The organism is Candidatus Nanopelagicales bacterium (assembly GCA_030700225.1).
Classification (GTDB): domain Bacteria; phylum Actinomycetota; class Actinomycetes; order S36-B12.
Genome location: JAUYJT010000084.1, coordinates 12,730 through 38,748, shown reverse-complemented (window position 1 = coordinate 38,748; position 26,019 = coordinate 12,730). Strand labels below are relative to the sequence as shown.

The following is a 26,019-nucleotide window of genomic DNA, read 5'->3' as shown; positions in this document are numbered from 1 at the left end:
TAGCCCAGGATCAGCCGACGCCGAATCCGACTTGCTCGCGGGTTGGGGGTCCAAGCTCAATGAAGCCGATCTTGTCGCTGGGCACGAGAATACGTCGCCCCTTTGAGTCGTGGAGTGTGATCATCTCCTCGTTGGCCCAGGAGGTCGATATCACTTCCGCGAGATCCTGTGGTTCCGAGTCGCTCTCGAACACGATGTCGTGCGAGATGTCCTGGACCCCTATCCTGACCTCCATGTAGCCTCCCTGGTTGCGCGGATTCACCCTACTGCCGGGGCGCTGGTTGGTCCTCGCCCCCCGGCCCAGTTGGCGGGTGACTCCTGGGGAATCCGGATATCCCCCTCCAGGCCAGCGCGGTCAGCAGATGCACAGCCGTCGGCTTGTCTATGCCTTCTCGGTCCCGCAGCCAGCGCCGGGCCGCGGACTGCGCCATGCCGAGTAGCCCATTGGCCAGCAGCGTCGCCTCCGCGTCCGACAGGCCAGTGTCCTGTGCGATCACCTGCGAAACCATGCCGGCGCATTCGTCGTCGACTCTCTCGACCCTTTCGCGCACATCCGGCGCGGCAACCAAGTCAGACTCGAAGAACAGTCGATAGGCGGCGTCGTCATGGCTGATGAAGGTCAGGTAGCAGTCCACCGCTGTTGCGACGCGCGCGCGGTTGTCCTTCGTGGACTGCAACGCAGAACTCATGAACTTCAGAAACGATGTCGCTTCGCAGTCGAGCACCGCCAGGTAAAGGTCCCGCTTGGACCCGAAGTGCTGGTACAGGACTGGTTTGGTTACTCCGGCGCGAGCCGCGATGTCGTCCATTGATGCTGAGTGGAAGCCCATGGCGACGAAGACGCTCCTGGCGGCCTCAAGCAGTTGCAGGCGCCGCTGCTTCCGAGGCAGCCGAACCGCGCGCGTGAGTTCCGAAGCCACGCATGCATCTTACCGGCGAGTAACAAGAGTCGCGTCGATGTGGGCGTTCAGCGGTATTCGTCGTCCGCCATTGGCACCGCGCGCGACTGCTCCTTGGTGTCGGCTGGGTTGGCTTCCCAGTCCGCCGACGCCTCGGCGTCGTGCTCGTCGACTACGTCCTGGGACTGCTCCTTGACGTCGGCGCTAGGAGCTTCGAAGTCCTCGTGCTCGCCCGGTTGACTGGCCACGGTATCTCCTCGGTTCCAGACCGCTGGGTTTGCGGGCCTGATTTCAAGGTAACTCAGTTGGGGGGCGGAGTCCGATCGCGCGGAGATGCTCGCGGGGCTTCGGGTCGGTACGTTAGAGGGCATGTTGGATGAGCGGACGGCGCCCCACATCGAGGAGATGGTGCTGACCGGGCGCCTGCTTGGTGTGCGGCGCGTGGATCAGGTCGGCACTCCTGCGGTGTTCATCCACGGGCTGGGCGGTTCGTCGTTGAACTGGACTGACCTGGCGTACGAGATGGCCGGGCGGCTGTCCTCCTGGGCAGTGGACCTGCCCGGCTTCGGTGTTTCGCCGCCTCCAGCCGACGGTGACTACTCTCTGGCCGGACATGCCGACGCGGTGGCCGCCTTGATTGACGAGAAGATCGGGCGCAGGGTCCACCTATTCGGCAACTCGATGGGCGGAGCCGTCAGCGTCTTGCTCGCGGCGCAGCGCCCGGAGATCGTTCGGAGCTTGACCCTGATATCGCCGGCGCTGCCGGGCTCGCGTCCAACGCGGATGAACGCTCACCTTCCCGTGATCGCTGTGTCCGGGGTAGGGGAGCGGGTGCTGGCGCGATACGCGCGCGCAACCGCGGACTTCCGCGTGAAGACAACGATGGAGGCCTGCTTCGCTGACCCCGATCAGCTCAGCCCTCAGCGGATCGCCGAGGCGGTCGCGGAGGTTGAGCGCCGCGATGGTCTGCCGTATGTCGGGGATGCGTTCCTAGGATCCCTTCGCGGTCTGATGCGCTCGATGGTTGACACCGGGCCGGACAGGCTGTTGGAACTTGCCGGACGAATCGAGTGCCCGGTGTTGCTTGTGTATGGGCGCCGGGACCGTCTGGTTGACCCCGGCAGTGCTCATAGGATCGCCGCCAGATTCCCCGACGCCCGTGTAGTGGTCATTCCCCATGCGGGCCATGTGGCACAGATGGAGCACCCTGAGCTCGTTGCCCGGACTTGGCGCGACCTCATCGGATCGCCGCACCCGGCCGCCGAGCAGGGTTGACCCTGGTGTGCTCCGGCTCGCTGCGCATGTCCGAAATGTCTGGGTTCGAGGCCGAATCTGCCCGATTGTGTTGTTAAGAACGCGGATCCCGGCCGGGTAGCGACTCCCCCAGAGGGGGTACCCCCATTTCGGGTCGATCGCGCACTTGTAGGGGCTCCGCGCGCTGAGCCCCCCCGCTCAGGCCTGTGGATAGCGTGAGCGGGGACTGTGCGAAGTGAGGCAGCATCGTCGGATGCCACGGACCAGCTCACCTTCTGAGACCGCCCGAATGATCGCCGCTGCCTTCGGCGCCAGCGTGTTTCGGCGTGATCAAGCCGCTGCCGTCGGGGTGTCCCTGGGCCGATTGCGCGCGGCCGTTGACCGAGGCCTGGTCGTGCGCGTCGCCCGCGGAGGGTACGCCGTTCCCCCTGCTGAGTCCGACGGGCTGCGCGCCGACTACCTGCTACGCGTAGCTGCTGCCCTCGCCCGCCGCGCGGGTGGAGTTGCTTCCCACGAATCGGCAGCCGCAGCGTTGGGATTGCCCCACCCGTGGGCGGCCAGGTGGACGTCCTTGTCGGTAGTCCTCACCGAGCCGGATGGAGTCACGCGACTGCGACACGGTGTCCGAACTTTCCGACAGCCCCTGGACGGCATAGACCTCATTCAGACGCCATGGGGGCGGGCTACGAACCTGGCGCGCACAGCCGTCGACCTAGGTCGAACGCTCGCGCTCCCACAGGCGATGGTTTGTGCCGACGCAGCCGCTCGCTTCCTGTCGCCGGACCAGAGTAGGGACGGACTGCTGAGGACCGCCAACAGGGAGTGTGTGCGCCAGCAGTTTGCCGAGGCCCTCGGGCGGGTGAAGTGGCAGCACGTCCCACCGAAAGCGAAGCTGCTGGCGGCGCTTGCTGATCCCGCAGCCGAGTCACCGGCCGAGTCTGTTTCCAGAGGTTGGATCATCGCGGCGGGGTTGCCGCTTCCGGGTGTGGGACTGGCGGTCCTTGGCGCTAGCGGCGTGCGCTACTACGGAGATCTCGTGTGGTCCGATCTTGGAGTGATCGCCGAGGTTGATGGCCTGATCAAGTACGACCAGCCGGGCGTGTTGATCCAAGAGAAGCTGCGTGAAGACGACTTGCGGCGAGCTGGCTGGACGGTGGTCAGGTGGACAGGTTCCGAGATCCGCAGGCGGCCGATGCTTGTAATCAACCGACTCCGAGTCGCCCTTGCGCAAGCCGCGTCTGAGAGGGGAGCTGGAGCTGGGGTGGCGGATCTGCCCGCTTTGGTTGTTAAGAATGCGATTCCGGGCCGGGAAGCAACCATTACGGGTCGATCGCCGACGGCGGAGGCTATGCGACGGGGGGGCGGCCGGAATCTGGCGAGGCGTGGCTAGAGCGGCGCGACGAGTTACATGAATGGTCAAGGGTTAGGCCAGGCTCGAGTCCCGACTTACACTCATAGGTGTGACAGGGGGGCTGACAGCTGACGAGCAGAGGACTTGGTGCGCACTCACGGACATGATGAGGCTGGTGTGCCGGGAGGCTGACCGTCAGTTGCAGAGGGATTCGGGGATGCCAGTCGCCTACTACGCGATTCTTCGCGCGCTGTCTGAAGCGCCGGACCGCGGACTGCGCATGACCGCCCTGGCGGAGGCGCTGGATGGTTCGCAGAGCAGACTGTCCCACGCCGTCAACCGGCTTCAGGACCGCGGATGGGTCGCGCGGACCAGGTGCGAAGAAGACGCGCGCTGCTGGTACGCGGCACTCACGACGGTCGGCCGGGACGTATTGGAGAGCGCTACGCCCGGGCACGCCGAGTGCGTCCGCGAGGTCCTGTTTGACCCACTGACCGACAAGCAGCGACACTCGTTACGAACGGTTGCTGAGATAGTGGCCGATCGGCTCAGGGGCCGGGTCGCAGCGCAGCTGTAGTCGGCGGCCCAACGATCGACCGTCTCTGGCACCGCTCGCGTGTCGAAGGTCCAGGGATGAGGAGAACTCGTGGCCTATCCGCCGCTTGTGGAGCCCGCACGGGAGCTATCCGCAGATGAGGTGCGCAGATACAGCAGGCATCTGATAATCCCCGACGTCGGGATGGCTGGACAGAAGCGGCTGAAGAACGCCAAGGTGCTCTGCGTTGGCGCTGGCGGTTTGGGCAGCCCCGCGTTGATGTACCTGGCGGCCGCTGGCGTGGGGACGTTGGGCATTGTCGAGTTCGACGTCGTGGACGAGTCCAACCTTCAGCGCCAGATCATCCACGGGCAGTCTGACGTGGGACGCCCCAAGGCCGAATCCGCCAGAGACCGGATCGCGCAGATCAACCCGTTCGTCAACGTTGTGATCCACAACGAGCGCTTGGACTCTGACAACGCGTTCGACATCTTCAGCCGATATGACCTGATCGTCGACGGCGCGGACAACTTCGCGACCAGGTATCTGGTCAACGACGCTTGCGTCCTGCTGGGCAAGCCGTACGTGTGGGGTTCAATCTTTCGGTTCGAGGGCCAGGCGACGGTGTTCTGGGCGGATCAGGGCCCGTGCTACAGGTGTTTGTACCCAGAGCCCCCGCCGCCCGGGATGGTTCCGTCGTGCGCCGAAGGTGGCGTGCTGGGAGTCTTGTGCGCTTCCATAGGCAGCATCCAGGTGACCGAGGCCATCAAGCTGCTCACCGGAATCGGCAACCCGTTGATCGGGCGACTCATGCTGTACGACGGACTCGACATGGAGTACCGGACCCTGCGGGTTCGCAAGGACCCAGACTGTCCCCTCTGCGGCGCGACCCCGTCGATCACCGAACTGATCGACTACGACGCGTTCTGCGGTGCGATCTCGGACGACGCCGCGGAGGCGGCCAAGGACTCCACGATTACCGTGGGACAGCTCAGCGAGATGCTGGGCGAGCGCGAACGCGGCTCAAGGGACTTCGTCCTGATTGACGTCCGCGAGCCCGGGGAGGCTGAGATAGTCAGCATTCCCGGTGCGGAGCTGATTCCGAAGGGGGACTTCCTGACGGGGGCGGCTCTGGCACTCTTGCCCCAGGACCGTCAGATCGTGCTGCACTGCAAGGTCGGCAGCCGCTCGGCGGAAGTCCTGGCCGTCGTGAAGTCGGCAGGTTTCGCGGACGCGGTACATGTGGGCGGAGGCGTGCTGGCGTGGGTGAAGGAAGTGGAGCCGCACAAGCCGCTCTACTGACGGTGCGCAGGCGCTGAGCATAGGAGCGGCAGATGTCGGACAGCCCGCGTAGCCGGCGCGGGATCATGGCACTTCCAGCGGTCGTAGCGTTCGCGCTGTCGATAACCGCATCGTGGGTGCCGTCGTTCTGGCATGACGAGGCCGCGACTGTCTCCGCGGTAGTTCGCCCGTTGCCGAAACTCCTCGCTCTGCTGGGCAATGTTGACTCCGTTCACGGGGCCTATTACCTGCTTCTTCATCCCTGGGTGTGGCTGTTCGGGGCTTCGGAGTTCTCGATCCGCCTGCCCAGCGCCGTCGCGATCGCCGCGGCCGCGCTCGGCGTCACCGTAATCGCCAATCGCCTTCTCGGTCTCACGGCGGGGGTCGGCGCGGGCCTAGTCTTCGCGCTGCTTCCTGTGGCGAGTCACTTCGGGATGGAGGCACGCTCCTATGCCTTCGTGTGTGCCTTGACGACCTGGGCTACCTACGTGTTCATCAGGGCCGTGGACAACGACGAGCATGACGACTCCTGGTGGCTTTGGGTGCTCTACGGCGCCCTGGTCTTCGTCGCGGGCGTGGTCTTCATCTACAGCCTGTTGATCCCGGCCGCGCACGCGGTGACTTTGCTCGTTTCGGGACAGTCGCGGCGCCCGGTGCTCAGATTCGTCACGTCGATGGCCGCTGTGGCGCTAGCCCTGGCCCCCCTAGTCGTGATCGCGCATGGTCAGGCGAGTCAGGTGTCGTATCTGGCCAGAACGCTACCGACAGCGCCGTGGTTAGCGCCGTTCGTCTGGATCACGCCGCGGTTGTTCGACCCGCAGAATCTGTTCACCGTGCTTGTCGTGGCAATAGCGGTTCTGCTGTGGTCAGCCGTGGCCTACGCGGTCGCCCGATGGCTTCGTGGCACGCGTGCCGCGGACTCCCCGGTCCGGAGCCCGGGCTCGGTTGGTCTCGTTTCGCTGACGCTGCCCTGGCTTTTCCTGCCAGCGGTAACGCTGGTCAACGCGTCGGCGCTGATTCAGCCCATGTACGCGTCCCGCTACGTGTTCTACAGCATGCCGGCTCTAGCGATCCTGGTCGGCTTCTCGCTGTCGCTGCTTCCCCGGCGCGCATACGTGGCGACGGCCCTTGTGGCTCTGGCGCTGCTGGTGCTTCCGATCCTGGTGGCCGATCGGCAGATGGAGGCGAAGGACGATTTGAGAGTGGTCGCATCCATCATCAGCGACAACAAGCAGGCAGGTGACGCGATCATCTTCCGGCCACCTGCGAGGCGCCGGATGGAGGCCGCCTACGCGGAAGGCTTCGCCGGGCTCAACGACGTGCTCCTGGAGGCCACGCCGCAGGAGTCCGACACCTTGACCGGCGTCCAGTACCCGCTCGGAGAACTGCCCGACCGCCTGGCCGGAGTCGATCGGGTCTGGCTTCTTGAGTACAAGGTCCTCGGCGAGGACGGGCCAAGTCGAACTCGCGCCGCACTCGCCGAAGCGGGCTTCGTGCCGGAGTGGACGTGGAGCGATCGTCATGCTGACGTGATCTTGTACGTCCGCGCGAGCTCGGCCGACCGCCTCCGGTCATAGGTAGCCGGACCTCTGCAGCCAGTTGAACGTGAACCACCCGGGGACTGTAGGTGCCCAGAAGGTGATCAGCCGGTACAACAGGACCGCTGAGACCGCGAGGCCGCCGCTGAGTCCCGCAGCCGTGAGTCCCGCCGCCATGGCCGCCTCCACCGCGCCCAGCCCACCGGGCGTCGGGGCTGCTTGACCCACCACGGAACCGGTCAGATACACAACGGCCACAGCCGAGAACCCGATCTCGCCGCCGAACGCCTTGACGCAAGCCGCGAGGCACACGATATAGCCGAGGTTTAGAAGCAGCATCCCGCCGATCCCTTCGGCCAACTTGCCCGGTCGTTGCGCGACTGTGATGAGTCTGGGACCTACCTGTTTGAGCATCGGCCCGAACCTGGACTTGATCCTGTGGCGGATCGGTGGCAGCAGCAGGAGTCCGCCGACTATGGCGATCGCCGCGGCCCCGGCCAGGAGCAGCCCTGGCGGGGCCTCATCGAGAAGCTTGAAATCCTGCTGCGATCCGGCGGCGATACCGAAGCCCGTCAGCAGTATGAGGTGGACCAAGAACGCTCCCACCTGAGACACCCCGATCGAGGCTGTCGCCAGGGCCGGGTGCACGCCCGAGCGCTGCAGATACCGCAGGTTGATCGCGACAGTGCCAAGCGTCGGCGGCGCGACGAGGGTCGCGAAATCGGCGGAGAGTTGCGCTGCGATCGTGCGATGGAACTTCAGCCTCTCCGGGACGAACCCGGTCAGTGACCACGCTGCTCCGGGGTAGGTCATGAGCGAGGCGATGACGGCGACGATCATCCATTCCCAATTGGCGTTGGTCAGCAGCGTGACCAGATCCACCTGCCCGAGCTGGGACAGCAGGGCGTAGGCGGCGATCGACCCCAGGATGATCATGATGAGCACGCGAGGCTTGATGCGTTCGAGCTCGATGTGCTCGGCGTCGGCGTCTGGTCGGATCTCGACGATGGCGTCCCGCAAGCTGATCATCACGTCCTTGTTCTTGCGGATCGCCTTCTTGGTTTGCGGGCTCAACGCGACAGGTTGCAGCACGGGCAGGGCAGTGGCCATCGTGTCGCTTCCCAGCACGCGCCGACCGGAGGCAACCGAGCGGTCCGGGCCGACGAGCAGTCCCAGAGTGCACATCATCTCCGCCAGGTCGATGCGCAGCGCGACGTCGCTGGAAGCCACCGAGCCGCTGCCGATCCCGAGCAACCGAACCTGGCCGGTTGGGGTCAGCACCAGGTTGGAGGCAGTCAGTCGGCGGTGAGTGATGCCAGCGTTTCTGAGGGCCAGCAGTACGCGCCAGGTGTCGTCCAAGATGTCATCGGTGATTTCCTCGACCGCCAGGGCGGAGAAGCGCTTACCCAGGACCCGCTCATAGGCGAGCAGACTGGAGTCCGGTCCGATCTCCCGGGCGGCGACGAGCTTCGCGGAGGGCGCGTGAGCGACCTCAGCGGCATAGGCCAGCAGGGCTCGGTGTTCCAGTGTGTGACGCATGTTGACGGCGCCCCGAGTCACGTCGTCCCTGAGTCGCAGCGAGCGCCATGCGGCCTGCGCTGCCCCCGCCCCCTCAAGATCGCGGTCCAAGACGAACACTTCGAGCTCAGTGCCGTCCGGTTCCACTCCGGAGTACCTGCGACCCACCTCAGTGATCTCTTGCGCCCGGAGCAGGCTGATCGGATGACCAGCCTTCGCCAACGCCGCGGCCACTTCCAGGCCGCTTGGTCGCGTAGTCGGTGTGCCGAAGACATACCTCATGGCAAGACCGGTCGCCCAGCCGACCAAGAGCGACTCGGCGATTCCGGCGATAGCGATGCCGCCAGTGATAATCGTGAAGACGACGAGGGAAATCACGACGGCACCCGCGGCGATGTTCCAGCGGGATCTGCCCATCAACCTGGCGACCGTGATGAAGGCGACCAGCCCTCCCAGTAGCGGCAGTAAGGGCGTGCCAGGTGGGCTCTTGCCACCCGACAGCGCCAACAACATCTGCCCGGCTTGGTCTTCGAGGATCAGTTTCACCGCTGTCAGCACCGCGATCGCGGCGATCAGGGCCACGACCGCGTCCAGTAGCTGCCGACCCCGGTGCCTGATCAGCAAGTCGACCGCGGCCGCGACGGGCAGCGTGAGAAGTCCGAGGCCACCAACTCCGTTGAGTACCGCCACGATCATGTCCGGCAGTTTGCGCGACGCCTCGGTTATGTCTTCGCCGATTCCTATGGCTGTGCCAGTGGCGAAGTAGGCGGCACCGCCAAAGACAACGATCAATCCCAGGGCGACAACGAGTCGAAGCAGGTCAAGGGGCCGCCGTAAGCGCTTCTTGACTACTCCGCCCTCAATCACGACGGTCTGCTGGTCCACCTCCGACTTCAGCGAGATGATTTCCCTGCTGGAGCCGGACTCATGGTGTCGGCTCGCGTCATCGGGATCTGCCACATGGTGATCGTCCCACGACCCGGGCCTGGACGCCGCGTTCTGTGTCGGAGGGCCGTGATTCCATGTTCCCATGGTCGAGATCGCGTCACTTGAGCTCCTCGACCCCGTTCAGCTCAAGCTCGTGGACCACAGCTCGGGTCCGCTGCTGGCGTTGGGTGCACCGGGGACGGGCAAGACCGCGTGCCTGATTCATGCGAGCGTGCGGCTGACGCGGCGGATGGGGACCGACGGTGTCCTCGGTGTCACGACGGGTCGCATGGCGGCTCGGTCATGGCAGGCTTCGGCAGCCAGATTGTTGGGCGGAGCCGCGCCGCCAGTGACTACCGCTCACGGATTGGCCTGGAGGGTCCTCGACCGGCACCCGGGGCCGCACGGTGCTCCGCGGCTGCTGACGGCACCGGAGCAGGAGTCTCGCATCCGTCAGATGCTCCACGGCTCACTCGGAGCTCGAAGTGTTGATTGGCCACGGGAGTGGCTGCCCGCGCTGACAACGCGCGGCTTCGCGCTGCAACTGCGCAGGGCCGCAGCCAGGGTCCGCGGCATGGGGTGGCACCCCGACGAGATCGTCGCGGAAGCCAACCGGGTCGGCGACCAAGGCTGGCGGGCCGTGGGCCAGTTCGTCGGCGAGTACCTGCGAGTTCTGGACTGGGAAGGCTGCTTGGACTACACCGAGGCGCTCAATAAGGCAGTGGCCATCGTTGAGTCGTCCGGTCCGGGCGCGGTCATGGCGGGTGCTGCGGGCGCGGGGGGTCCTGGTCTGAACGCGGTGCTTGTCGACGATCTGCACGACTCTGATCCGCTGCAGTTGAGGTTGTTCGCGGGGGCGGTGGCCGAGGGCGGCCTCTTGATAGCCACGGCTGATCCAGACCAGTCGGTGTTCGGTTTCCGTGGGGCGGACATGAGCGTGCTCAGTCGGTTCGCGGAGCTCGCTGGAGCGGTTCCGCCTCTTGTCCTGCCCGTCACGTACAGGTGTCCGGCGGAAGTGCGCAGGTCTGCCGAAGCGCTGATGGGAGGTCGCTGGTACCCCGGTATTCCGCCGTGCCCGCGGTTGCGCGTCCCGGCGACAGTGGTTGGCGATGGCCGTGTCGATGTGGCTGAATTCGATGATGAGAACTGCCAGGCAGCGCATGTGGCCGCGTTGCTGCGGCAGGAGCGGCGCGACGGTGCCGCATGGTCAGACATGGTTGTGCTGGTCCGTTCTCCGGCACGAGAGATCCCTGTGCTCGTACGCCACTTGACGCGCGCGGGGATACCGGTCAACGTGCCCGCGAACGACGTGCCGTTGTCGCAGCAGCCAGCCGTCGACGCGCTTCTTAGCGCTGCCCAGCTGATCGCTGATTCCGAATCCGCGGTCCTTGGCTCAGAAGCCGCTCGACAGATCCTGGTTTCCCCAGTTGGAGGAGTCTTAGAGACCGACCTGAGCAGGTTGGGTCGCTGGTTGGCACATCGGCAGTCGGCAGAACCGGGTGCCACAGTGTGTTGGGGCGAGGTGCTGCGCGATCCGCAGGCTCTGGCCGACGTTCCGGGAGACCTGCGCGAAGTGGCTCGGCAGGTCGCGGCGGTTGGACAGACACTGACTCGGGCCTTGTCGATGGTGGCCGACCGCCGTCCCGCGTCTGACCTGTTGTGGCATTTGTGGTTCGGGCAGGCACAACGCAGCCAGCTCGGTGGCTCATGGCCAGACCGGCTCGAGCGCCAGGCGGAGCGCGCGGGCACACTCGGCGCCGTCGCCAACCGCGACCTGGATTCCCTTGTCAGCCTGTTCAGGCTGGCGGATCGGGCTGACGAACGAACCGGAACTGGCGCCGATCTGAGGAGCTTCGTCGCCGACTTGCGCGCCCAGGAGATCCCGGCGGAACCTGACGTACAGACGACCAGTTACCAGGACACCGTGCGCGTCATGTCGGTATTTAGGTCGCGGGGGCTGCAGTGGCCGGTTGTAGTCGTGTGTGGCTTGGTAGAGGGCAACTGGCCCGCGGGACGGCCGGGTTCGGGGTTGATCGGGCTGGAACGCCTCACGGGCAGCGGCCTCGCGGACGGGCCCGTGTCATCCGTCGGCGCGGCCGAGGAGCGGCGTCTGCTGTACCTGGCGCTGACGCGTGCGTCTCGGCGGGCGATTCTGTGCGCGTACCGCGCCGATGGCAGCGACAGATCAAGGTTCATCGACAACATCCCCATGGAAGTCCGCTCGGTTCGCGGGTACCCGGAGCAGGGCCCGGCCGTGGAGTCCGTGGTTGTAGCGCTGCGGGAAGCGGCCACCGATCCCGAAGCTGGCGCATGGGCCGCGCGCAAGCTAGCGATTCTGCGTGAGGTGACCGATCCGGCGGGACGCGCGGTGTTCGCGGCAGCGGATCCACGTAACTGGGTTGGGGTACGTGATTGGACGGTTGCGGAAGCGCCGATGAGGCCCACGGACGAGCCGCTGGCTCTGTCTGCGTCCGCGGTGGCCGCGGTAGTTGAATGCCCCTTCCGCTGGTTCCTGGGAAAGGAAGCGAAAGGGGCTCCGCCGGGGGGAGAGGCGTTGGAGTTTGGTCTCATCGTGCATGAAGCTGTGGCGGAGATGATCACCGATTCCCAAGCGGGGAAACGCACGGACCTCGATGAACTCCTGTCGCGCAAATGGATAGACGGAGGGCACGAGGCGGCCTGGCGCGCGGCATCAGAACGCGGGCTCGCGCGGGAGGCACTCGGCCGGGCGGAGGCCTGGCTGTCCGAGCGCGGCGGCGGCGTCACTTCTGAGCTGAAGTTCGAGGTGGAGGTTCCTCTCGAAGGCTCCCCGGCCGGGGTCGGCGGCTCACAGGCGGAGCGAGTCCGACTTCGAGGGTCGTTCGACGCCGTTGAGGTGGATGATCAGGGCTGTGCCCTGGTCTGGGACTTCAAGACCAAGCGCTCCAAGACTTCAACCGCGGAAGCTGAATCGCACGCTCAGCTTGCTGTCTACCAGATCGCGATCCAAAGTGGCGCTGCGGCCGAGTTTGGAGCCGAGCGTTGCGGCGGAGCCGGACTGGTCCACTTGTGCGTTGCCACCGGAACCAAGGATGACCGCGCGGCGGTTCGCGTGCAACCGAGTCTTGGGGAGTCCGACGGCGGTTCGTGGGCGCGGAAGATGCTCGGCGAAGTCGCAGCGGTCGTGCGCGAGGAGCGGTTTGATGCTCGCCTTGGCTCCTGGTGCCGGTACTGCGATTTCGTCAGCGCGTGTCCGAAGCAGTCCGGCGGCGCCAGATGAGCGCCATGCGGCCCGCTGACTTGCCCGGATTGGTCGGTATCCCTCTCAGTGACGAGCAGATCGCCGCCGCGACGGCCCCGATTCGGCCCCAACTCATAGTCGCTGGGGCTGGATCGGGGAAGACGACAGTCATGGCCGCCAGAGTGGTTTGGCTTGTCGCGACCGGTTCGGTCAGACCTGATGAGGTGCTCGGGCTCACGTTCACGAACAAGGCCGCCTCTGAGCTGCGCTCACGAGTAAGACTCGGTCTTCGCCGATTCCCTGGGAACGACGCGGAACCGGGGGACCCGACGGTTCTGACGTACAACGCGTTCGCGGGCCGACTGCTGTCTGAGTACGGTTTGTTGCTCGGCTTGGATTCCGGCGAGCGGCTGATTGGCGACGCACACCGCAGCCGATTGGCCTACTCGGTCGCTTGCGGCCCGGAGGTGCCTGAGCGCGACGTTCCGAACGTCCGCGTACTGCCCACTAACCTGGCAGAGCGGATCCTCAAGATGGACGACGCCCTAGCTGATCTGGACATCTCCACCGACGCACTTCGCCACTGGGATCGGGATCTTGTGGCATCGCTGGACCAGGGGCTCAACGCCACCAGCGACAAGATGATCGGCGCGGCATCCGGACGGATCGCCCTGTCGTACATCGTGGACCAGTTCCGGCAAGCCAAGTCCAAGCGCGATGTCATCGATTTCTCAGACCAAGTCCGCCTGTCTGCCCAGCTCGCCCAGACTGTCCCAGCGGTCCCGGCTTCCATGCGAAACCGCTTCCGCGTCGTGTTGCTGGACGAGTACCAGGACACGTCCCGGGTGCAGCGCCGCACGATGCAGGCGCTGTTCGGGGGCGGACATGCCGTCACCGCTGTCGGGGATCCATGCCAGGCGATCTACGGCTGGCGGGGTGCGAGCGTGACGAACATTGACCAGTTCGCTGAGCAGTTCCCCGCGGTGGAGGGTGACCGCGCGGACGTGTACCCGCTGTCGGTGAACCGGCGTTCATCCCATGCGGTGGTCAACCTCGCCAACAGGATCTCCACGGATCTGCGCGCGTTCCACAGGGATGTGCCGACGCTTAGACCGCGTGGCGATGCGGGTCCCGGGCGTCTGAGTTGCGCTCTTCTGCGCACCTACGACGACGAGCTGGCCTGGGTAGCCGATCGGGTCGCCGAGGCCGGCCGCGCTCAGCGATGGTCGGACTTCGCCGTCTTGTGCCGCACGAATGACGACGTCTCGGCCATCGCGGAGTCTTTGCGTCGATTGGACGTACCGGTGCAGCTTCCCGTGTTACGTAACTTGCTGGACTCGCCGGAAGTCGTCGAGGTGACAACGTTGCTGCGTCTGCTTGTCGATCCGACGGCGAACCCGGCCGTGTTGTATCACTTGGTCGGCCCCCGGTGGAGAATCGGGCCCAGGGACCTGGCGATCTTGGGTCGTCGAGCCGCTGACCTGGCCCGGTCCGCTCAGCCCGACCAGCGCAGCGCGCCGGTCGAGATAAGCCTCCTGGACGCGGTTTGTGACCCCGGTGATGCCGCGTCCTACAAGTTCTCCCAGGAAGCCAAAGACCGGTTCTGGGAGTTCAAGCAGCTCATCGACGACTTGAAGACCTGGCGTCACCGCTCGGTCGCCGAGGTCATCCAAGCTGTGGCAGATCGGCTGGCCTTAGCTCTGGAGTGGGAAGCCGGTGGCGCTTCGGGCCTGGCCGCGCGGCAGTCGCTGGACGGGCTGCTTGACCTGGCCAGTGACTTCGTGGATCTATCCGGCGGACGGGGGCTGCCGGCTTTCATCACCTACCTGGACGACTGCCGCCGGTTCGACGTTCAACCCCAGTCTCAGACGCTGGCTATGGACGCTGATGCGGTAATCGCGATGACGGTCCATAGCTCGAAGGGACTGGAGTTTCCGACTGTCATTCTGCCGTTCTTGTCCGGCGGGGTGTTCCCGTCCTCGCAGGGCCGCAAGCGGTGGCCCACGACTTCCTTGGCGTTGCCGCCCGTCTGCGCTGACGAACCCGATCCCGCTCACGACGCGGAGTTTCCCGATGACCCGGTGACGCGCAAGCGTCATGACGAGTATGTGAAGGCCTGCAAGACCGAGGACCTCAGGGACGAAGACCGCCTCGCCTACGTGGCGGTGACTCGTGCGAAGGAGCGCCTGATCGCGAGTGGGCACTGGTTTGGACCCACTCAGAAGCGCCCGAGGGGACCGTCGCCGTACCTGTTGGCAGTCAGAGCCGAATGCGCGCCGGAGGAGATTCTGGAATGGGCTGCCGAGCCCGACTCGCCGGGGGGACCGTCGGGGCACGGCCAGCCGGTAGCGGAGGAGGGGCGAGCTGACGATTGCTGGCCGCCACCACTGGCCAAATCAGATGCCTGGGCTGCCGCGCTCCTCGTCGAACAGGCCGTGGCGAGCCTGAGGAGCAATGCGTCAGAGCCGACAGAGCCTCATGCCGAAGGGATCCCGGTCCAAGCGCTGAGCATGAGAGTCGCCGAACTCATCGCGGACGCGACAGCTGGGACAGACGTCGGGAACGGCCCTGGGCTGCTGTCCGCTAGCCAGGTCGTTGGTTCCATCAGGGATCCGAAGTTTCGCCGACGCTTGGTTCGGCCGATGCCGCGCCGCCCGTCCCAGTCCGCGCGGTTGGGTACCGAGTTCCACGAGTGGGTCCAGAAAAGGTTCGGACAGCAGGCGCTCTTCGATCTCTGTGAGCTGCCGGAGGTTCCCGACTTGCCGGATGACGTCAGAGCGTTGGCAAAGGCCTTCGAGGCCACGGAGTTCGCCGACCGGGTACCGGAGGGCGTCGAGGTGCCTTTCGCCGTTCCGCTGGGCGATCTGGTTGTCGTCGGACGGATTGACGCTGTGTTTCCGGTACCGCCCGGCTCCGGCGCGGATGTGGACTGGGAGGTCATCGACTGGAAGACCGGCGACCCCCGGCATGCCGATCCGCTTCAGCTCGCCATCTACCGGTATGCGTTGTCCTTGTCGAAGGAAGTGCCGCTGGACAGAATCTCGGGGGCGTTCGTGTTCCTCCCGGCCGGCAGGGTCGAAAGGCCGGAGCGACTTCCCGGACCGGAGCAGATCATCGAGCAGCTGGCCGGTGGACGGGCACCCGCGTCGGAGATTCCGACATGGGCGTGTGAGACTCGCGAGCGATGATCGATCCGCTGTCGACACTGGATGAGCAGCAGGCCGCCGCCGCGCGGAGCTTGCTTGGTCCGGTCGTGATTCTCGCCGGGGCTGGATCGGGCAAGACAAAGACCGTCACAGCCCGAATAGCCCACGGTGTGGCAACCGGTACGTATCAACCGCACCGCACGATGGCACTGACGTTCACCGACCGGGCTGCCGGGGAGCTGGGTCGAAGACTAGCTGCTCTGGACGCACCGGGAGTCGCGACCCGGACGTTCCACTCCGCGGCCCTGCGGCAGCTGCACCACTTCTGGCCGGACGTCGCGGACGGGAGGCCGCCGCGCATTCAGGCGAGCAAGACGCCGCTGGTCAAGGAGGCCCTCGCGCAGTGCGGACTGGCCGCGGCTGACTCGCTGGTGCGCGACATCGCGACCGAAGTCGAATGGGCCAAGTCCGTCGGAGTGGACCCGAACGGGTACGTCAGCCGCGCGGAACAGGCGGGCCGTTCGCCGATAGAAGGGGCGGACAGGCCTGAAGTCGCCAGGGTCATGGTCGCCTACGAAGAAGCAAAGACCTCCCGAGCGGTCATGGACTTCGAAGATGTACTTCTGGTCACGATCGGGATGCTTCAGACACGCCCGCAGATCCGGGACCGGGTGCGTCGCGCCTACAGATGGTTCACCGTCGATGAGTATCAGGATGTTTCCCCGCTTCAGCAGAGGTTGTTGGATTTGTGGCTCGGGGACCGTGACGACCTGTGCGTCGTCGGGGATCCTGCTCAGACGATCTACCGATTCGCCGGGGCCGATCAAGATCTGCTGACCGGGTTCAGGCAGCGGTATCCGGGTGCGACCGCTGTGGAGCTGACTCGGTCCTACCGGTGCGCGGAGCACATCGTCGCGGCGGCGAACGGCTTGGCTGTCGGGATACCGGGGGCTCGCAGGCTGACAAGCGCCCGCACCGCGGCGTTAGTGACCCGGTCCCGGGTCCCAGGGTCGGCCCCGCGGCTTCAAGCCTCACGCCGCGGGCTCCGACCCCGGGACCCAGGTCCGGGGGTCGGGCGGCCGGCGGTGCGCATTCTGCAGTTTCCGGACGATCTCAGCGAAGCGCGAGGTGTGGCAGAGGAGATCAGCGGCTTGGTGGCGGCTGGCACCGCTCCGCGCGACATCGCTTGCCTGTACCGGGCCAACTCCCAATCGATCGCGCTGCAGGAGGCGTTGGACGAAGCAGGCGTTGTGTTCTCGGTGCGTGGGACCGATCGCTTCTTCAGCCGCCCCGAGGTCAAGGAGGCTGTGACGCGACTGCGGGGTGAAGCTCGGGCACATCCCGCGTCGACTGCCGCAGAAGCGATGGCCTCGGTTCTGACAGCTATGGGGCACACGCCAGATGCGCCGAGCGGCCTGGGGCCTGCCCGAGACCGTTGGGAATCGCTGGCGGCGCTGGGCGAGCTTGCCGCCCAGCATCCGGGCGCAACGGATGCCTCAGAACTCGTCGCGGACCTCGACGCGCGGATCGCGGATCGTGTCCCCCCGGATCCGGCCGGTGTGATGCTCGCGTCGCTGCATGGGGCCAAGGGGCTCGAATGGGGAACGGTGTTCATCATCGGAGCAGCGGACGGGTTGTTGCCGATCTCGCACGCGACGGACGAAGCGGCTCTGCTGGACGAACTGCGCCTGCTCTATGTGGGAGTGACGCGGGCGAGTGACCGGCTGATCGTCTCGTGGTCCCGCCGCCGCCCAGGAGCGGGCGGCAGGCACTCCCAGGTGCGTTCACCGTCGCGCTTCCTGGCGGATCTCTCCGGGGCTGGTGCTCCGATCGTCGAACCGGCCCCGACCGCATGGCGTCCAGGGCAGCCGGAGCGTCGCAAGGCTGAGCGTTCAAGCGGGCTCGCGACTTGCAGGGTCTGTCGAAAGGGCTTGGTGACCGGGCATGAGCGCGTGCTGGGTCGGTGTCGCGATTGTCCTGGTGACGGGGACGGTGAAGTCCTGGCCCGGCTGACGCAGTGGCGTGACGATTGCGCCGAGTCTCGTGGTGTGCCCCCGCATGTCGTGATGACGAACGCCAGCATCGTGCGTGTCGCCGAAGCGATGCCCGCGACTCTGGTTGATCTGGAGGCCCTGCCCGGGATGGCCCGCCATAAGATCGAAGACTTCGGCCCGGACCTTCTGCGGGTCCTAGCTAGTAGCGGACCGGATGAGCCTTTCGCCGGCGAAGCCGAGATCACCCAGCTTCGTCAGCGAACCCCGGAATCCAGCGGATCAGCTCAGCCCTGATAGGAACGGTCGCGTCCAGCTGGCACGTGACTCCGATCGCGCCAACCCAGACGCGGTGGATGAGCGCGTAGGACGGGGGGAGATTGAGCTTGAGGCCAATGGTGAAGTCGGGGCTGCGGGGGTCTTTGACGCGCATGAACAGGCTGCGCATCCACGCTCGTGAGTAGTGGAATCGCTCCACGCTCGCCGGTTCGATGAACGGCAGCATGTAGTCCAGAAGCCTTTGTGCGTCGAGCGTCATGTGAGGCTTGATGAATCCCTCGGCCTCCAGGCCCTCCATTACTGTCTCGGCGTCCCCGGCGAGGGCGATGCGCATCAGACTCCCTACGGCGGAGGGCATGCCGTCCGGCAGATGCGCGACCGCGCCAAAGTCCACGACAGCCAGGCGTCCGTCGGGTGTGATCCGGAAGTTGCCCGGATGCGGGTCTCCGTGCAGCAGGCCCGCTCGCGCTGGCCCTGACAGAAGGAACCTTTGGTAGAGCAGGCCCGCGCGGTCCCGCTCAGCAGGGCTTCCGTTCACGATGATGGAAGACAGAGGGGTACCATCCACCCACTCGCTGACAAGTACGCGGGGCGACGCGGCCAGAACGTGCGGCACGAGAAACTCCGGGTCGCCCTCGTAGGCCGCGGCGAACTTACGCTGGGAATCCGACTCAGCCAGATAGTCGAGTTCGTCGATAACCCGGTCGCGAAGTTCATTGAGTAGTGACTTGACGTCCAGGCCCGGCAGCCACGAACCGAACAGTCGTCCCATGCGCACCATCTGATTTAGGTCGGATCGCAGCGCATGGGCCGCTCCGGGGTACTGGATCTTCACGGCGACGACTCGGCCGTCCGCCGAGACCGCGCGGTGGACTTGTCCAATCGACGCGGCGGCAGCCGGGACATCGTCGAAGGACCGGAACCGGGTTCGCCAATCGGCGCCGAGATCCTGTTCAAGCACGGCGTGGACGGTCTGAGCGGGCAGCGGGGGAGCGGCCTCCTGCAACTTCGTCAGCGTCGCCCGGTATGGACCGGCGAGGTCCTCGGGCAGAGCCGCCTCGAAGACACTCATGGCCTGCCCAGCCTTCATGGCGCCGCCCTTGAGTTCCCCAAGAACCCTGAACAAGCTCTCAGCGGTGCGCTGCTGCAGTTCCAGTGTCACTGCCTCGGCGGGCTTTCCCCCCAACCTCTTCCCCAGTCCCCACGCTGCCCGCCCGGCGTGCCCGAGCGGGAGGGTCGCGAGTCGCGCTCCCCGGGAAGCGGCGTGGTACGGCAGATCCGGCATGTCTCATTGTCGCGCGTGACTGGCGGGAATTCGGGCAGGAGAGTGAATATGGTTTCTGACGTTGGGAGTAGCCGGATCGAATCAACCCGAGTCTGGCAGCGCTTCCGGCCAAGTGCATCCGCAGGCTGGATGAACGGCGATCTCGCGTTCAGCCCGCAGCCCCAGCGGAGCGCTGACCTCCACAACACGATTCAGCACGCGTGGTGGCGCTGAGTCCGCCCACTCGGTGAACAACAACGCGAAGAGCCCAGTGGCTAGTGTCACCAGCGCTGGATCCGGCTCAGGAACAACGAGCCGGTCGAGTTGCTCGCTGATTAGTGGCCAGTTAGGATCTCGGTCCCCCCGAGCCAGATGCAGGCACCTAAGGCACGCCGAGCGACCCGGTTCGACGAATGGGCCGATCCGGATGGACGCGGCCCGGGGAGACAGTGCCACGTGCGGGATCGAGTTCCGCATCAGGCCGGAAACTACTGCCCACTTGGGGCGCCCGATCAGGATCACGCGATCTGTTTGGCCGATGGCAGCCGCCTCGGCGTCGATGCAGACGGTCCTGTTGAAGCCAGCGGACGCTAGGGCGGTCGTGACAGCCGCGGCCAGGGGTCGCGGGCCCCAAACGGTGACCTCGACGCTGGTTCGTGCGGTGACAGTCCCGCTGGACAGTCGGCCCTGGGTGCTCACGGCCCTCGTAAGGGCACCGCGCGTCAGATCCTGGCGCGTACGGTGATGGAGCGCTTGCCATCCTCGCGGGTGCTCATCGGCATCCATCAGCGCTCCAGACTCGCACAGCAGCGCTAGACCCCTGGCGACGAGCGGATCTTGGTCAAGGTCCTCACGGAGGAGTCGCCCGTCCATGGCTGCAGCGGCGGCGAGGACTGCGGCTGCGGCCTCACTTGCGAGCCTCACGCGGCGCTGTGGGTCGGTACCAACCTGGACTGCCCCGTCGTGAAGGCGCAACAGTGGTATCCAGGGGTGCAATCGTGGTCTCATCCCGCGATCGTGCCCGATTTCGCGGATTTGTGAAGTCGGGTATCCACAGGCCCGCGCCCAAGCCGTCAAGCTGCCGAGGACAGTCGCGGCGGATCTGAAGGTGACAGGGGGTGACCCGCCTGCGGGGCCTTCGGATCTCGGAACTACGCTGTGCGGGCCAAGGCAGTCGGCGAGAAGTCGGCGGCATATCGAGGAGGTTCGCGTGGCGGAGGAGTACAGCGGCGAGGGGTACTGCGTCAAGTGCAAGAACAAGCGTTCGTTCACTGGCGAGGTATCGGTCAACGCCAAGGGCACACGCATGGCAAAGGGCAAGTGCCCCGAATGCGGGACTACGATCGCCCGGATTCTCGGCAAGGCCTGACGACTCGGCGGGGGGAGATCCACTTCTGGGGTCCCCCCCACCGCTCTCTTCCGAGAGGGCATGTGGCGCCGATCGGCTTGCCGTGACGCTGCCAGGCATCGGGTTGCGTTATCTGTGCGAGTCACGGACGCCATGAGTAGGCCTTCGTAGCGACCATGGGCGAAGGCTGACGGGTGCGCGGTTGCCCGCTGTCGGACTGTGCTGACACTGAGCCGTGCTGACACTGAGCCGATCTCCATGAAGCCTCCGTGTCGTGCGTCCTAGCGGACGGACATGGCGGTTGGATAGCCTCGGAGTTACATAGCCGCAGGGAACCAAATGACCCGACTCGACCCGCGTCCTGTCCTCGTGCTGGACTTTGGCGCCCAATACGCGCAACTCATCGCCCGGCGCGTGCGGGAGGCGGGCATCTACTCCGAGATCGTGCCCGGGACGATGTCGGCGAGGGACCTGGCAGAGCTGGATCCGTTGGCGCTCGTCCTGTCCGGCGGCCCCGCCAGCATCTACGAGCCTGGGGCACCCGACTTCGATCCCACCATCTTGGACATGGGCGTGCCCGTGCTGGGGATCTGTTACGGATTCCAGCTAATGGCAAGATCCCTCGGCGGCGAGGTGGGGAAGACGGGCGGGCGTGAGTACGGTGCCACGTTGTTGTTCGTCACCGAAGCCGACTCGGTGCTCCTGCGGGGACTGCCCGACCAGCAAACGGTATGGATGTCCCATGGCGACGCGGTCACGCGTGCTCCCGACGGGGTCGTGGTAACGGCTCATTCGGATGGTTCGCCCGTGGCCGCGTTTGAAGATCCAAAGCGCCGGATCGCTGGAGTCCAGTTCCACCCAGAGGTGGGCCACACGCGGTACGGCCAGGAGATGCTGGAGCGCTTCCTATTCAAAGTCGCGGGCCTGGAGCAGAACTGGACCACTGTCGGATTCGTTGAGGAACAAGTGGCTGCGATCGTCGACCAGGTCGGCGGCGCCCGGGCTATCTGCGGATTGTCAGGTGGTGTGGACTCCGCTGTGGCCGCGGCCTTGGTCCAGCGCGCGATCGGCTCCCAGCTCACTTGCGTCTTCGTGGACCACGGTCTTCTGCGCGAGGGAGAGCGCGAGCAGGTCGTCCAGGATTACGTAGCCGCGACGGGCGTCCGGCTGGTCGTAGTGGACGCCGCCGAGCAGTTCCTGGCCGCGTTGGCCGGGGTCAGCGATCCGGAGAAGAAGCGGAAGATAGTCGGCCGCGAGTTCATCCGCGTCTTCGAGGCCGCCGAGCGGGACCTCGTGGCCGCGTCGGGTGAAGGCGAGGCTCCGATCCAGTTCCTAGTGCAGGGAACGTTGTACCCAGACGTCGTGGAATCCGGGGGCGGTGCTGGAGCGGCGACCATCAAGAGTCATCACAACGTCGGGGGACTGCCCGAGGATCTGGCGTTCACCCTCATCGAGCCTCTGAGGCGACTCTTCAAGGATGAGGTCCGCAGCATCGGCGAGAGCATGGGCTTGCCGAGTGACATCGTGTGGCGGCATCCATTCCCCGGCCCAGGGCTCGCGATCCGTATAGTCGGTACAGTCGACCCAGACCGCCTGCGGATACTCAGAGCGGCCGACGCGATCGTTAGGGCGGAAATCACTCAGGCTGGGCTGGACCGCGCGATCTGGCAGTTCCCAGTTGTGCTGCTCGCGGACGTGCGCTCGGTCGGCGTCCAAGGCGATGGGCGTTCCTACGGGCATCCGATAGTCCTGCGCCCCGTGGCGGGAAGCGACGCGATGACGGCCGACTGGGCGCGCTTGCCAAACGATGTGCTGGCGAAGATCTCGGGCAGGATCACGAACGAGATATCGGAAGTCAACCGTGTGGTCCTGGATCTGACGAGCAAGCCGCCGGCGACAATCGAGTGGGAGTAGCCGAGTCTCGCGGGAGTCTTCCGCGCCGGTGAGCGGGCGTGACACAATCCGGCTGTGACGGCCAAGATCCTCGACGGCAAGGCGACCGCGGCTGCGATCAAAGGTGAGATCCGGGAACGCGTGGCCAAGCTCGCGGCATTGGGAATCACGCCCGGTCTGGCGACCGTTCTGGTTGGCGACGATCCCGGCAGTTCCGCCTACGTGGCAGGCAAGCACCGCGACTGCGCGGAGGTCGGTATCAGGTCGATTCGAGTTGATCTGCCCGGCGACACGACGCAGGACCAGCTCGAGTCCAAGCTCGACGCTTTGAACGGCGATCCTGCCTGTACCGGGTACATCGTCCAGCTTCCGCTTCCGAGTCACCTCGATGAGGGGAGGGCGTTGGAGCGCATGAGTCCGGCGAAGGACGCGGACGGGTTGCATCCGGTGAACCTAGGTCGTCTCGTCCTTGGGATAGCGGGCCCCCTGCCGTGCACGCCCAACGGAATCGTGGAGATCTTGCGCAGGCATGACATCGAGATCCGTGGGGCGGAAGTGTGCATCGTTGGGCGGGGAGTCACGGTGGGGCGTCCCCTGGGGCTGCTGCTGACGAGGCGTTCGGAGAGTGCGACCGTGACCCTGTGCCACACAGGTACTCGCGATCTGGGCAGACACGTCCGCGACGCTGACATCGTCGTGTCGGCTGCGGGGGTTCCCGGGCTGATCACTCGGGATCTGGTGCGCCCAGGTGCGGTCGTCCTGGATGTTGGGATAACGCGTACCGACGCTGGCCTGGTCGGCGACGTCAGTCCCGACGTGAGGGAGGCCGCTGGGTGGATCGCGCCCATGCCGGGTGGTATCGGGCCGATGACACGGGCGATGCTTCTGCGGAACGTCGTCGAGTCCGCTGAGCTGCGGTTGCCGTGAGCTCGTCCGCGCGGTCAGGACAGGCCTCTGAGCCCACACTCGTGGACTTCCGGCGCAAGCGTGTCGTGCCCAAGTACCTGCCGCTGACGCTAGTCGTGGCCGGAGCCGCCGTGAGTTTGGGCCTACTGCTCGTGGACTTCCGGCTTGGCGTAGTGGGGCTTGCCGCATCCGTGTTGGTCGCGTTCATCTTGCGCATGGTGATGTCCGACTCCGATGCTGGGCTGCTCGTGGTCCGATCCTCCAGAGTTGATCTCGTCATTCTCGCGGTGCTCGCTGGTTCACTGCTGGTGCTGGCTGTGATCGTTCCCGCGCCCTAGCGACCGCATCCCCATCGGCGTGCGGGCTCGGGCACCTCGGTAAGGTTGGGCCGTTGCCGAACCGGAGGTGAGCGGATGTCCCGACAGGGCAAGGTCACTGTTGTTGGAGCTGGGTTCTACGGGTCCACGACGGCCCAACGACTCGCGGAGTACGACATATTCGAGGAAGTCGTGCTCACGGACATCATTGAGGGTCGGCCGCAGGGCCTAGCGCTCGACATGAACCAATCGCGGCCGATCGAGGGCTTCGAGACGAGGGTCATCGGCGCCAGCACCGGGCCGAACGGCGAGGGATATGAGGCCATTGAGGGCTCCGACATCGTCGTGATCACGGCGGGGCTGCCCCGCAAGCCGGGCATGAGCCGCATGGACTTGATCGAAACCAACGCGCGCATCATGCGAAGTGTCGCGGAAAACGTCGCGGCCCACGCTCCGGACGCCGTTGTGGTCAACGTGGCCAACCCGCTCGATGAGATGACCGCGCTGGCTCAGATGGTCACAGGCTTCGAAAAGAACCGGATCATGGGCCAGGCGGGCATGCTCGACACGGCCCGGTTCTCGAACTTCGTGGCCGAGAGGCTGGGTGTTCCTGTCGCCGCGGTTCGTACTCTTACCCTCGGGTCGCACGGAGACACAATGGTGCCAGTGCCCTCGGCGTGCTCGGTAGATGGTCGCCCGCTGAGCGAATGCCTCAGCGCCGACGAGATTGAGGACATCGTGGTTCGGACCCGCAATGGCGGCGCCGAAGTTGTCGCGCTACTTAAGAGCGGGTCGGCGTTCTACGCGCCGTCCGCGGCGGCTGCCCGCATGGCGCGCGCCGTTATCGAAGACTCAGGGGATGTGATGCCCGCGTGCGCGTGGGTGGATGGCGAATACGGGATTTCCGGGGTGTACCTGGGAGTGCAGGCCGAGATCGGTCGGGTGGGGGTCCGAAGCGTCGTTGAAACGGAGTTGACGGACTCGGAGCGCGCTGGGTTACTAGCCGCGGCCGAGGCCGTTCGCGCCAAGCAAGCCGATGTGAAAGATCTGTAGGGAGCTGAGTAGGTTCGTGGAGAAGATAAGGGTCGCCAACCCAGTCGTTGAACTGGACGGGGACGAGATGACTCGAATCATCTGGTCGTTCATCAAGGAGCAACTCGTGCTCCCGTACCTGGACATCGACCTGAAGTACTACGACCTGTCGATTCAGAGTCGCGACGCCACGGAAGACCAAGTCACCGTCGACGCCGCCAACGCCATCAAGGAGTACGGGGTCGGCGTCAAGTGCGCGACCATTACTCCTGACGAAGCACGAGTGGCCGAGTTCGGACTGAAGAAGATGTGGCGTTCACCAAACGGCACCGTCCGGAACATCCTGGGCGGCGTGATCTTCCGTGAGCCGATTCTGATCAGCAACATTCCGCGGCTCGTTCCAGGGTGGACAAAGCCGATCGTTGTCGGCCGTCACGCGTTCGGTGACCAGTACAAGGCGACGGATTTCAGGGTTCCTTCGGCTGGCAAGTTGACGATGACATTCACGCCGGCGGATGAGTCCGAGCCGATGGTGTTCGACGTGTTCGACTACCCCAGTTCTGGAGTAGCCATGGGCATGTACAACTTGGATGACTCGATCCGGGATTTCGCGCGAGCGTCCATGCGTTACGGGCTGACCCGGGGTTACCCGGTGTACATGTCCACCAAGAACACGATCCTCAAGGCGTACGACGGACGGTTCAAGGACATCTTCGCCGAGGTGTTCGACACGGAATTCAAGGAAGAGTTCGGTGCCGCTGGACTCACGTACGAGCACCGGTTGATCGACGACATGGTGGCTGCCGCGATGAAGTGGGAAGGGGGCTACGTCTGGGCGTGCAAGAACTACGACGGAGACGTGCAGTCTGACACCATCGCGCAGGGATTCGGTTCCCTCGGGCTGATGACCAGTGTTCTCATGACTCCAGACGGCAAGACTGTTGAGGCCGAGGCCGCTCACGGCACGGTTACCCGCCACTACCGGCAGCACCAGCTCGGGAACCCGACATCGACTAACCCCATCGCGTCGATCTTCGCCTGGACCCGGGGCCTGGCCCACAGGGGCCGCATGGACGGTACCCCGGAGGTCACGGCGTTCGCGGAGACACTCGAGCGGGTCTGCGTGGAAACCGTGGAGAGCGGGAAGATGACCAAGGACCTGGCCCTGTTGATCGGCCCCGATCAGCCCTACCAGACTACGCAGGAGTTCCTGGCCTCCATCGACTCCAACTTGCGGAAGGCTATGGCACGGACGTAGTCGGACGCGCGGATCGCAGCCACTGCACGCGCCCGCCGCACTAGGGTCGGACTCATGAGAGG

Annotated in this window: 20 protein-coding genes; 14 read left to right on the top strand and 6 right to left on the bottom strand. The window is 65.6% G+C overall.

Annotated features, from left to right (window positions below; genetic code table 11):
* Positions 1-10: 10 nt before the first annotated feature.
* The 3 genes from Q8P38_12755 to Q8P38_12745 are packed head-to-tail and all read right to left on the bottom strand — an operon-like array spanning position 11 to position 1,147.
* Entirely contained in the window at positions 11-235 is a 225-nt protein-coding gene (locus tag Q8P38_12755) for a DUF3107 domain-containing protein (GenBank protein ID MDP4015471.1), read from the bottom strand.
* 28 nt (positions 236-263) lie between these two features.
* Positions 264-920: a TetR/AcrR family transcriptional regulator gene (locus tag Q8P38_12750; GenBank protein ID MDP4015470.1), complete on the bottom strand. Its 657-nt coding sequence runs from the start codon at positions 918-920 to the stop codon at positions 264-266.
* A 47-nt stretch (positions 921-967) separates the two neighbouring features.
* Positions 968-1,147 carry a hypothetical protein gene (locus tag Q8P38_12745; protein MDP4015469.1) on the bottom strand — a complete coding sequence of 60 codons (180 nt, stop codon included), beginning with the start codon at positions 1,145-1,147 and terminating at the stop codon, positions 968-970.
* 121 nt (positions 1,148-1,268) lie between these two features.
* Between Q8P38_12745 and Q8P38_12740 the strand changes: the two genes are divergently transcribed.
* The 5 genes from Q8P38_12740 (at position 1,269) to Q8P38_12720 (ending at position 6,897) form a co-directional block, all read left to right on the top strand.
* Positions 1,269-2,174 (top strand): alpha/beta fold hydrolase, encoded by a 906-nt coding sequence (locus Q8P38_12740; GenBank protein ID MDP4015468.1) that lies wholly within the window; start codon positions 1,269-1,271, stop codon positions 2,172-2,174.
* Positions 2,175-2,406: 232 nt separating this feature from the next.
* Positions 2,407-3,543, top strand: a complete 1,137-nt coding sequence (locus tag Q8P38_12735; GenBank protein MDP4015467.1) for a type IV toxin-antitoxin system AbiEi family antitoxin domain-containing protein — start codon at positions 2,407-2,409, stop codon at positions 3,541-3,543.
* 70 nt (positions 3,544-3,613) lie between these two features.
* Positions 3,614-4,081 (top strand): MarR family transcriptional regulator, encoded by a 468-nt coding sequence (locus Q8P38_12730; GenBank protein MDP4015466.1) that lies wholly within the window; start codon positions 3,614-3,616, stop codon positions 4,079-4,081.
* Between the two features lie 69 nt (positions 4,082-4,150).
* On the top strand, positions 4,151-5,341 hold the full coding sequence (gene moeZ, locus Q8P38_12725; protein MDP4015465.1) for an adenylyltransferase/sulfurtransferase MoeZ: 1,191 nt from the start codon (positions 4,151-4,153) through the stop codon (positions 5,339-5,341).
* A gap of 32 nt (positions 5,342-5,373) precedes the next feature.
* Entirely contained in the window at positions 5,374-6,897 is a 1,524-nt protein-coding gene (locus Q8P38_12720; GenBank protein ID MDP4015464.1) for a glycosyltransferase family 39 protein, read from the top strand.
* Here the strand turns inward: Q8P38_12720 and Q8P38_12715 are convergent.
* Positions 6,892-9,336 carry a lysylphosphatidylglycerol synthase transmembrane domain-containing protein gene (locus Q8P38_12715; protein MDP4015463.1) on the bottom strand — a complete coding sequence of 815 codons (2,445 nt, stop codon included), beginning with the start codon at positions 9,334-9,336 and terminating at the stop codon, positions 6,892-6,894. The genes Q8P38_12720 and Q8P38_12715 overlap by 6 nt on opposite strands.
* 70 nt (positions 9,337-9,406) lie before the next feature.
* Here Q8P38_12715 and Q8P38_12710 point away from each other — a divergent pair, with 70 nt between their 5' ends.
* Genes Q8P38_12710 through Q8P38_12700 form a run of 3 tightly spaced genes read left to right on the top strand, consistent with a single transcriptional unit; the run spans position 9,407 to position 17,957 of the window.
* Positions 9,407-12,562, top strand: a complete 3,156-nt coding sequence (locus Q8P38_12710) for an ATP-dependent DNA helicase (protein MDP4015462.1) — start codon at positions 9,407-9,409, stop codon at positions 12,560-12,562.
* Entirely contained in the window at positions 12,532-15,711 is a 3,180-nt protein-coding gene (locus Q8P38_12705; protein MDP4015461.1) for an ATP-dependent DNA helicase, read from the top strand. The genes Q8P38_12710 and Q8P38_12705 overlap by 31 nt, the downstream gene beginning before the upstream one ends.
* Positions 15,708-17,957 carry an ATP-dependent DNA helicase UvrD2 gene (locus tag Q8P38_12700; protein ID MDP4015460.1) on the top strand — a complete coding sequence of 750 codons (2,250 nt, stop codon included), beginning with the start codon at positions 15,708-15,710 and terminating at the stop codon, positions 17,955-17,957. Before Q8P38_12705 ends, Q8P38_12700 begins: the two co-directional genes overlap by 4 nt.
* Here the strand turns inward: Q8P38_12700 and Q8P38_12695 are convergent.
* The gene (locus tag Q8P38_12695; GenBank protein MDP4015459.1) at positions 17,905-19,224 is read right to left on the bottom strand and encodes an AarF/ABC1/UbiB kinase family protein; all 1,320 of its coding nucleotides are present in this window, start codon (positions 19,222-19,224) and stop codon (positions 17,905-17,907) included. The two genes, Q8P38_12700 and Q8P38_12695, sit on opposite strands and share 53 nt — an antisense overlap.
* An 81-nt stretch (positions 19,225-19,305) precedes the next feature.
* Positions 19,306-20,211, bottom strand: coding sequence for a hypothetical protein (locus Q8P38_12690; protein ID MDP4015458.1), 906 nt, complete (start codon positions 20,209-20,211; stop codon positions 19,306-19,308).
* A 202-nt stretch (positions 20,212-20,413) separates the two neighbouring features.
* On the opposite strand from Q8P38_12690, the gene Q8P38_12685 reads away from it, so the two are divergent.
* The 6 genes from Q8P38_12685 to Q8P38_12660 all read left to right on the top strand — a co-directional run bounded on the left by Q8P38_12685 (position 20,414) and on the right by Q8P38_12660 (position 25,957).
* Positions 20,414-20,572 carry a DUF5679 domain-containing protein gene (locus Q8P38_12685; GenBank protein MDP4015457.1) on the top strand — a complete coding sequence of 53 codons (159 nt, stop codon included), beginning with the start codon at positions 20,414-20,416 and terminating at the stop codon, positions 20,570-20,572.
* Positions 20,573-20,890: 318 nt separating this feature from the next.
* Positions 20,891-22,465: a glutamine-hydrolyzing GMP synthase gene (guaA, locus tag Q8P38_12680; GenBank protein MDP4015456.1), complete on the top strand. Its 1,575-nt coding sequence runs from the start codon at positions 20,891-20,893 to the stop codon at positions 22,463-22,465.
* Between the two features lie 54 nt (positions 22,466-22,519).
* Positions 22,520-23,371, top strand: a complete 852-nt coding sequence (locus Q8P38_12675) for a bifunctional methylenetetrahydrofolate dehydrogenase/methenyltetrahydrofolate cyclohydrolase (GenBank protein ID MDP4015455.1) — start codon at positions 22,520-22,522, stop codon at positions 23,369-23,371.
* The gene (locus Q8P38_12670; protein MDP4015454.1) at positions 23,368-23,688 is read left to right on the top strand and encodes a DUF3017 domain-containing protein; all 321 of its coding nucleotides are present in this window, start codon (positions 23,368-23,370) and stop codon (positions 23,686-23,688) included. Before Q8P38_12675 ends, Q8P38_12670 begins: the two co-directional genes overlap by 4 nt.
* 75 nt (positions 23,689-23,763) lie before the next feature.
* A complete protein-coding gene (locus Q8P38_12665) occupies positions 23,764-24,720 on the top strand; it encodes a malate dehydrogenase (GenBank protein ID MDP4015453.1) in 957 nt (318 codons plus the stop codon).
* Between the two features lie 16 nt (positions 24,721-24,736).
* Positions 24,737-25,957 carry an NADP-dependent isocitrate dehydrogenase gene (locus Q8P38_12660; protein MDP4015452.1) on the top strand — a complete coding sequence of 407 codons (1,221 nt, stop codon included), beginning with the start codon at positions 24,737-24,739 and terminating at the stop codon, positions 25,955-25,957.
* Positions 25,958-26,019 lie beyond the last annotated feature (62 nt).

Excerpts from the sequence above, each read along its gene's own strand:
- Q8P38_12755 (MDP4015471.1), bottom strand. The coding sequence starts at position 235 with ATGGAGGTCAGGATAGGGGTCCAGGACATCTCGCACGACATCGTGTTC.
- Q8P38_12740 (MDP4015468.1), top strand. The coding sequence starts at position 1,269 with ATGTTGGATGAGCGGACGGCGCCCCACATCGAGGAGATGGTGCTGACC.
- Q8P38_12735 (MDP4015467.1), top strand. The coding sequence starts at position 2,407 with ATGCCACGGACCAGCTCACCTTCTGAGACCGCCCGAATGATCGCCGCT.
- Q8P38_12720 (MDP4015464.1), top strand. The coding sequence starts at position 5,374 with ATGTCGGACAGCCCGCGTAGCCGGCGCGGGATCATGGCACTTCCAGCG.
- Q8P38_12710 (MDP4015462.1), top strand. The coding sequence starts at position 9,407 with ATGGTCGAGATCGCGTCACTTGAGCTCCTCGACCCCGTTCAGCTCAAG.
- Q8P38_12700 (MDP4015460.1), top strand. The coding sequence starts at position 15,708 with ATGATCGATCCGCTGTCGACACTGGATGAGCAGCAGGCCGCCGCCGCG.
- Q8P38_12695 (MDP4015459.1), bottom strand. The coding sequence starts at position 19,224 with ATGCCGGATCTGCCGTACCACGCCGCTTCCCGGGGAGCGCGACTCGCG.
- Q8P38_12690 (MDP4015458.1), bottom strand. The coding sequence starts at position 20,211 with ATGAGACCACGATTGCACCCCTGGATACCACTGTTGCGCCTTCACGAC.
- guaA (MDP4015456.1), top strand. The coding sequence starts at position 20,891 with ATGACCCGACTCGACCCGCGTCCTGTCCTCGTGCTGGACTTTGGCGCC.
- Q8P38_12665 (MDP4015453.1), top strand. The coding sequence starts at position 23,764 with ATGTCCCGACAGGGCAAGGTCACTGTTGTTGGAGCTGGGTTCTACGGG.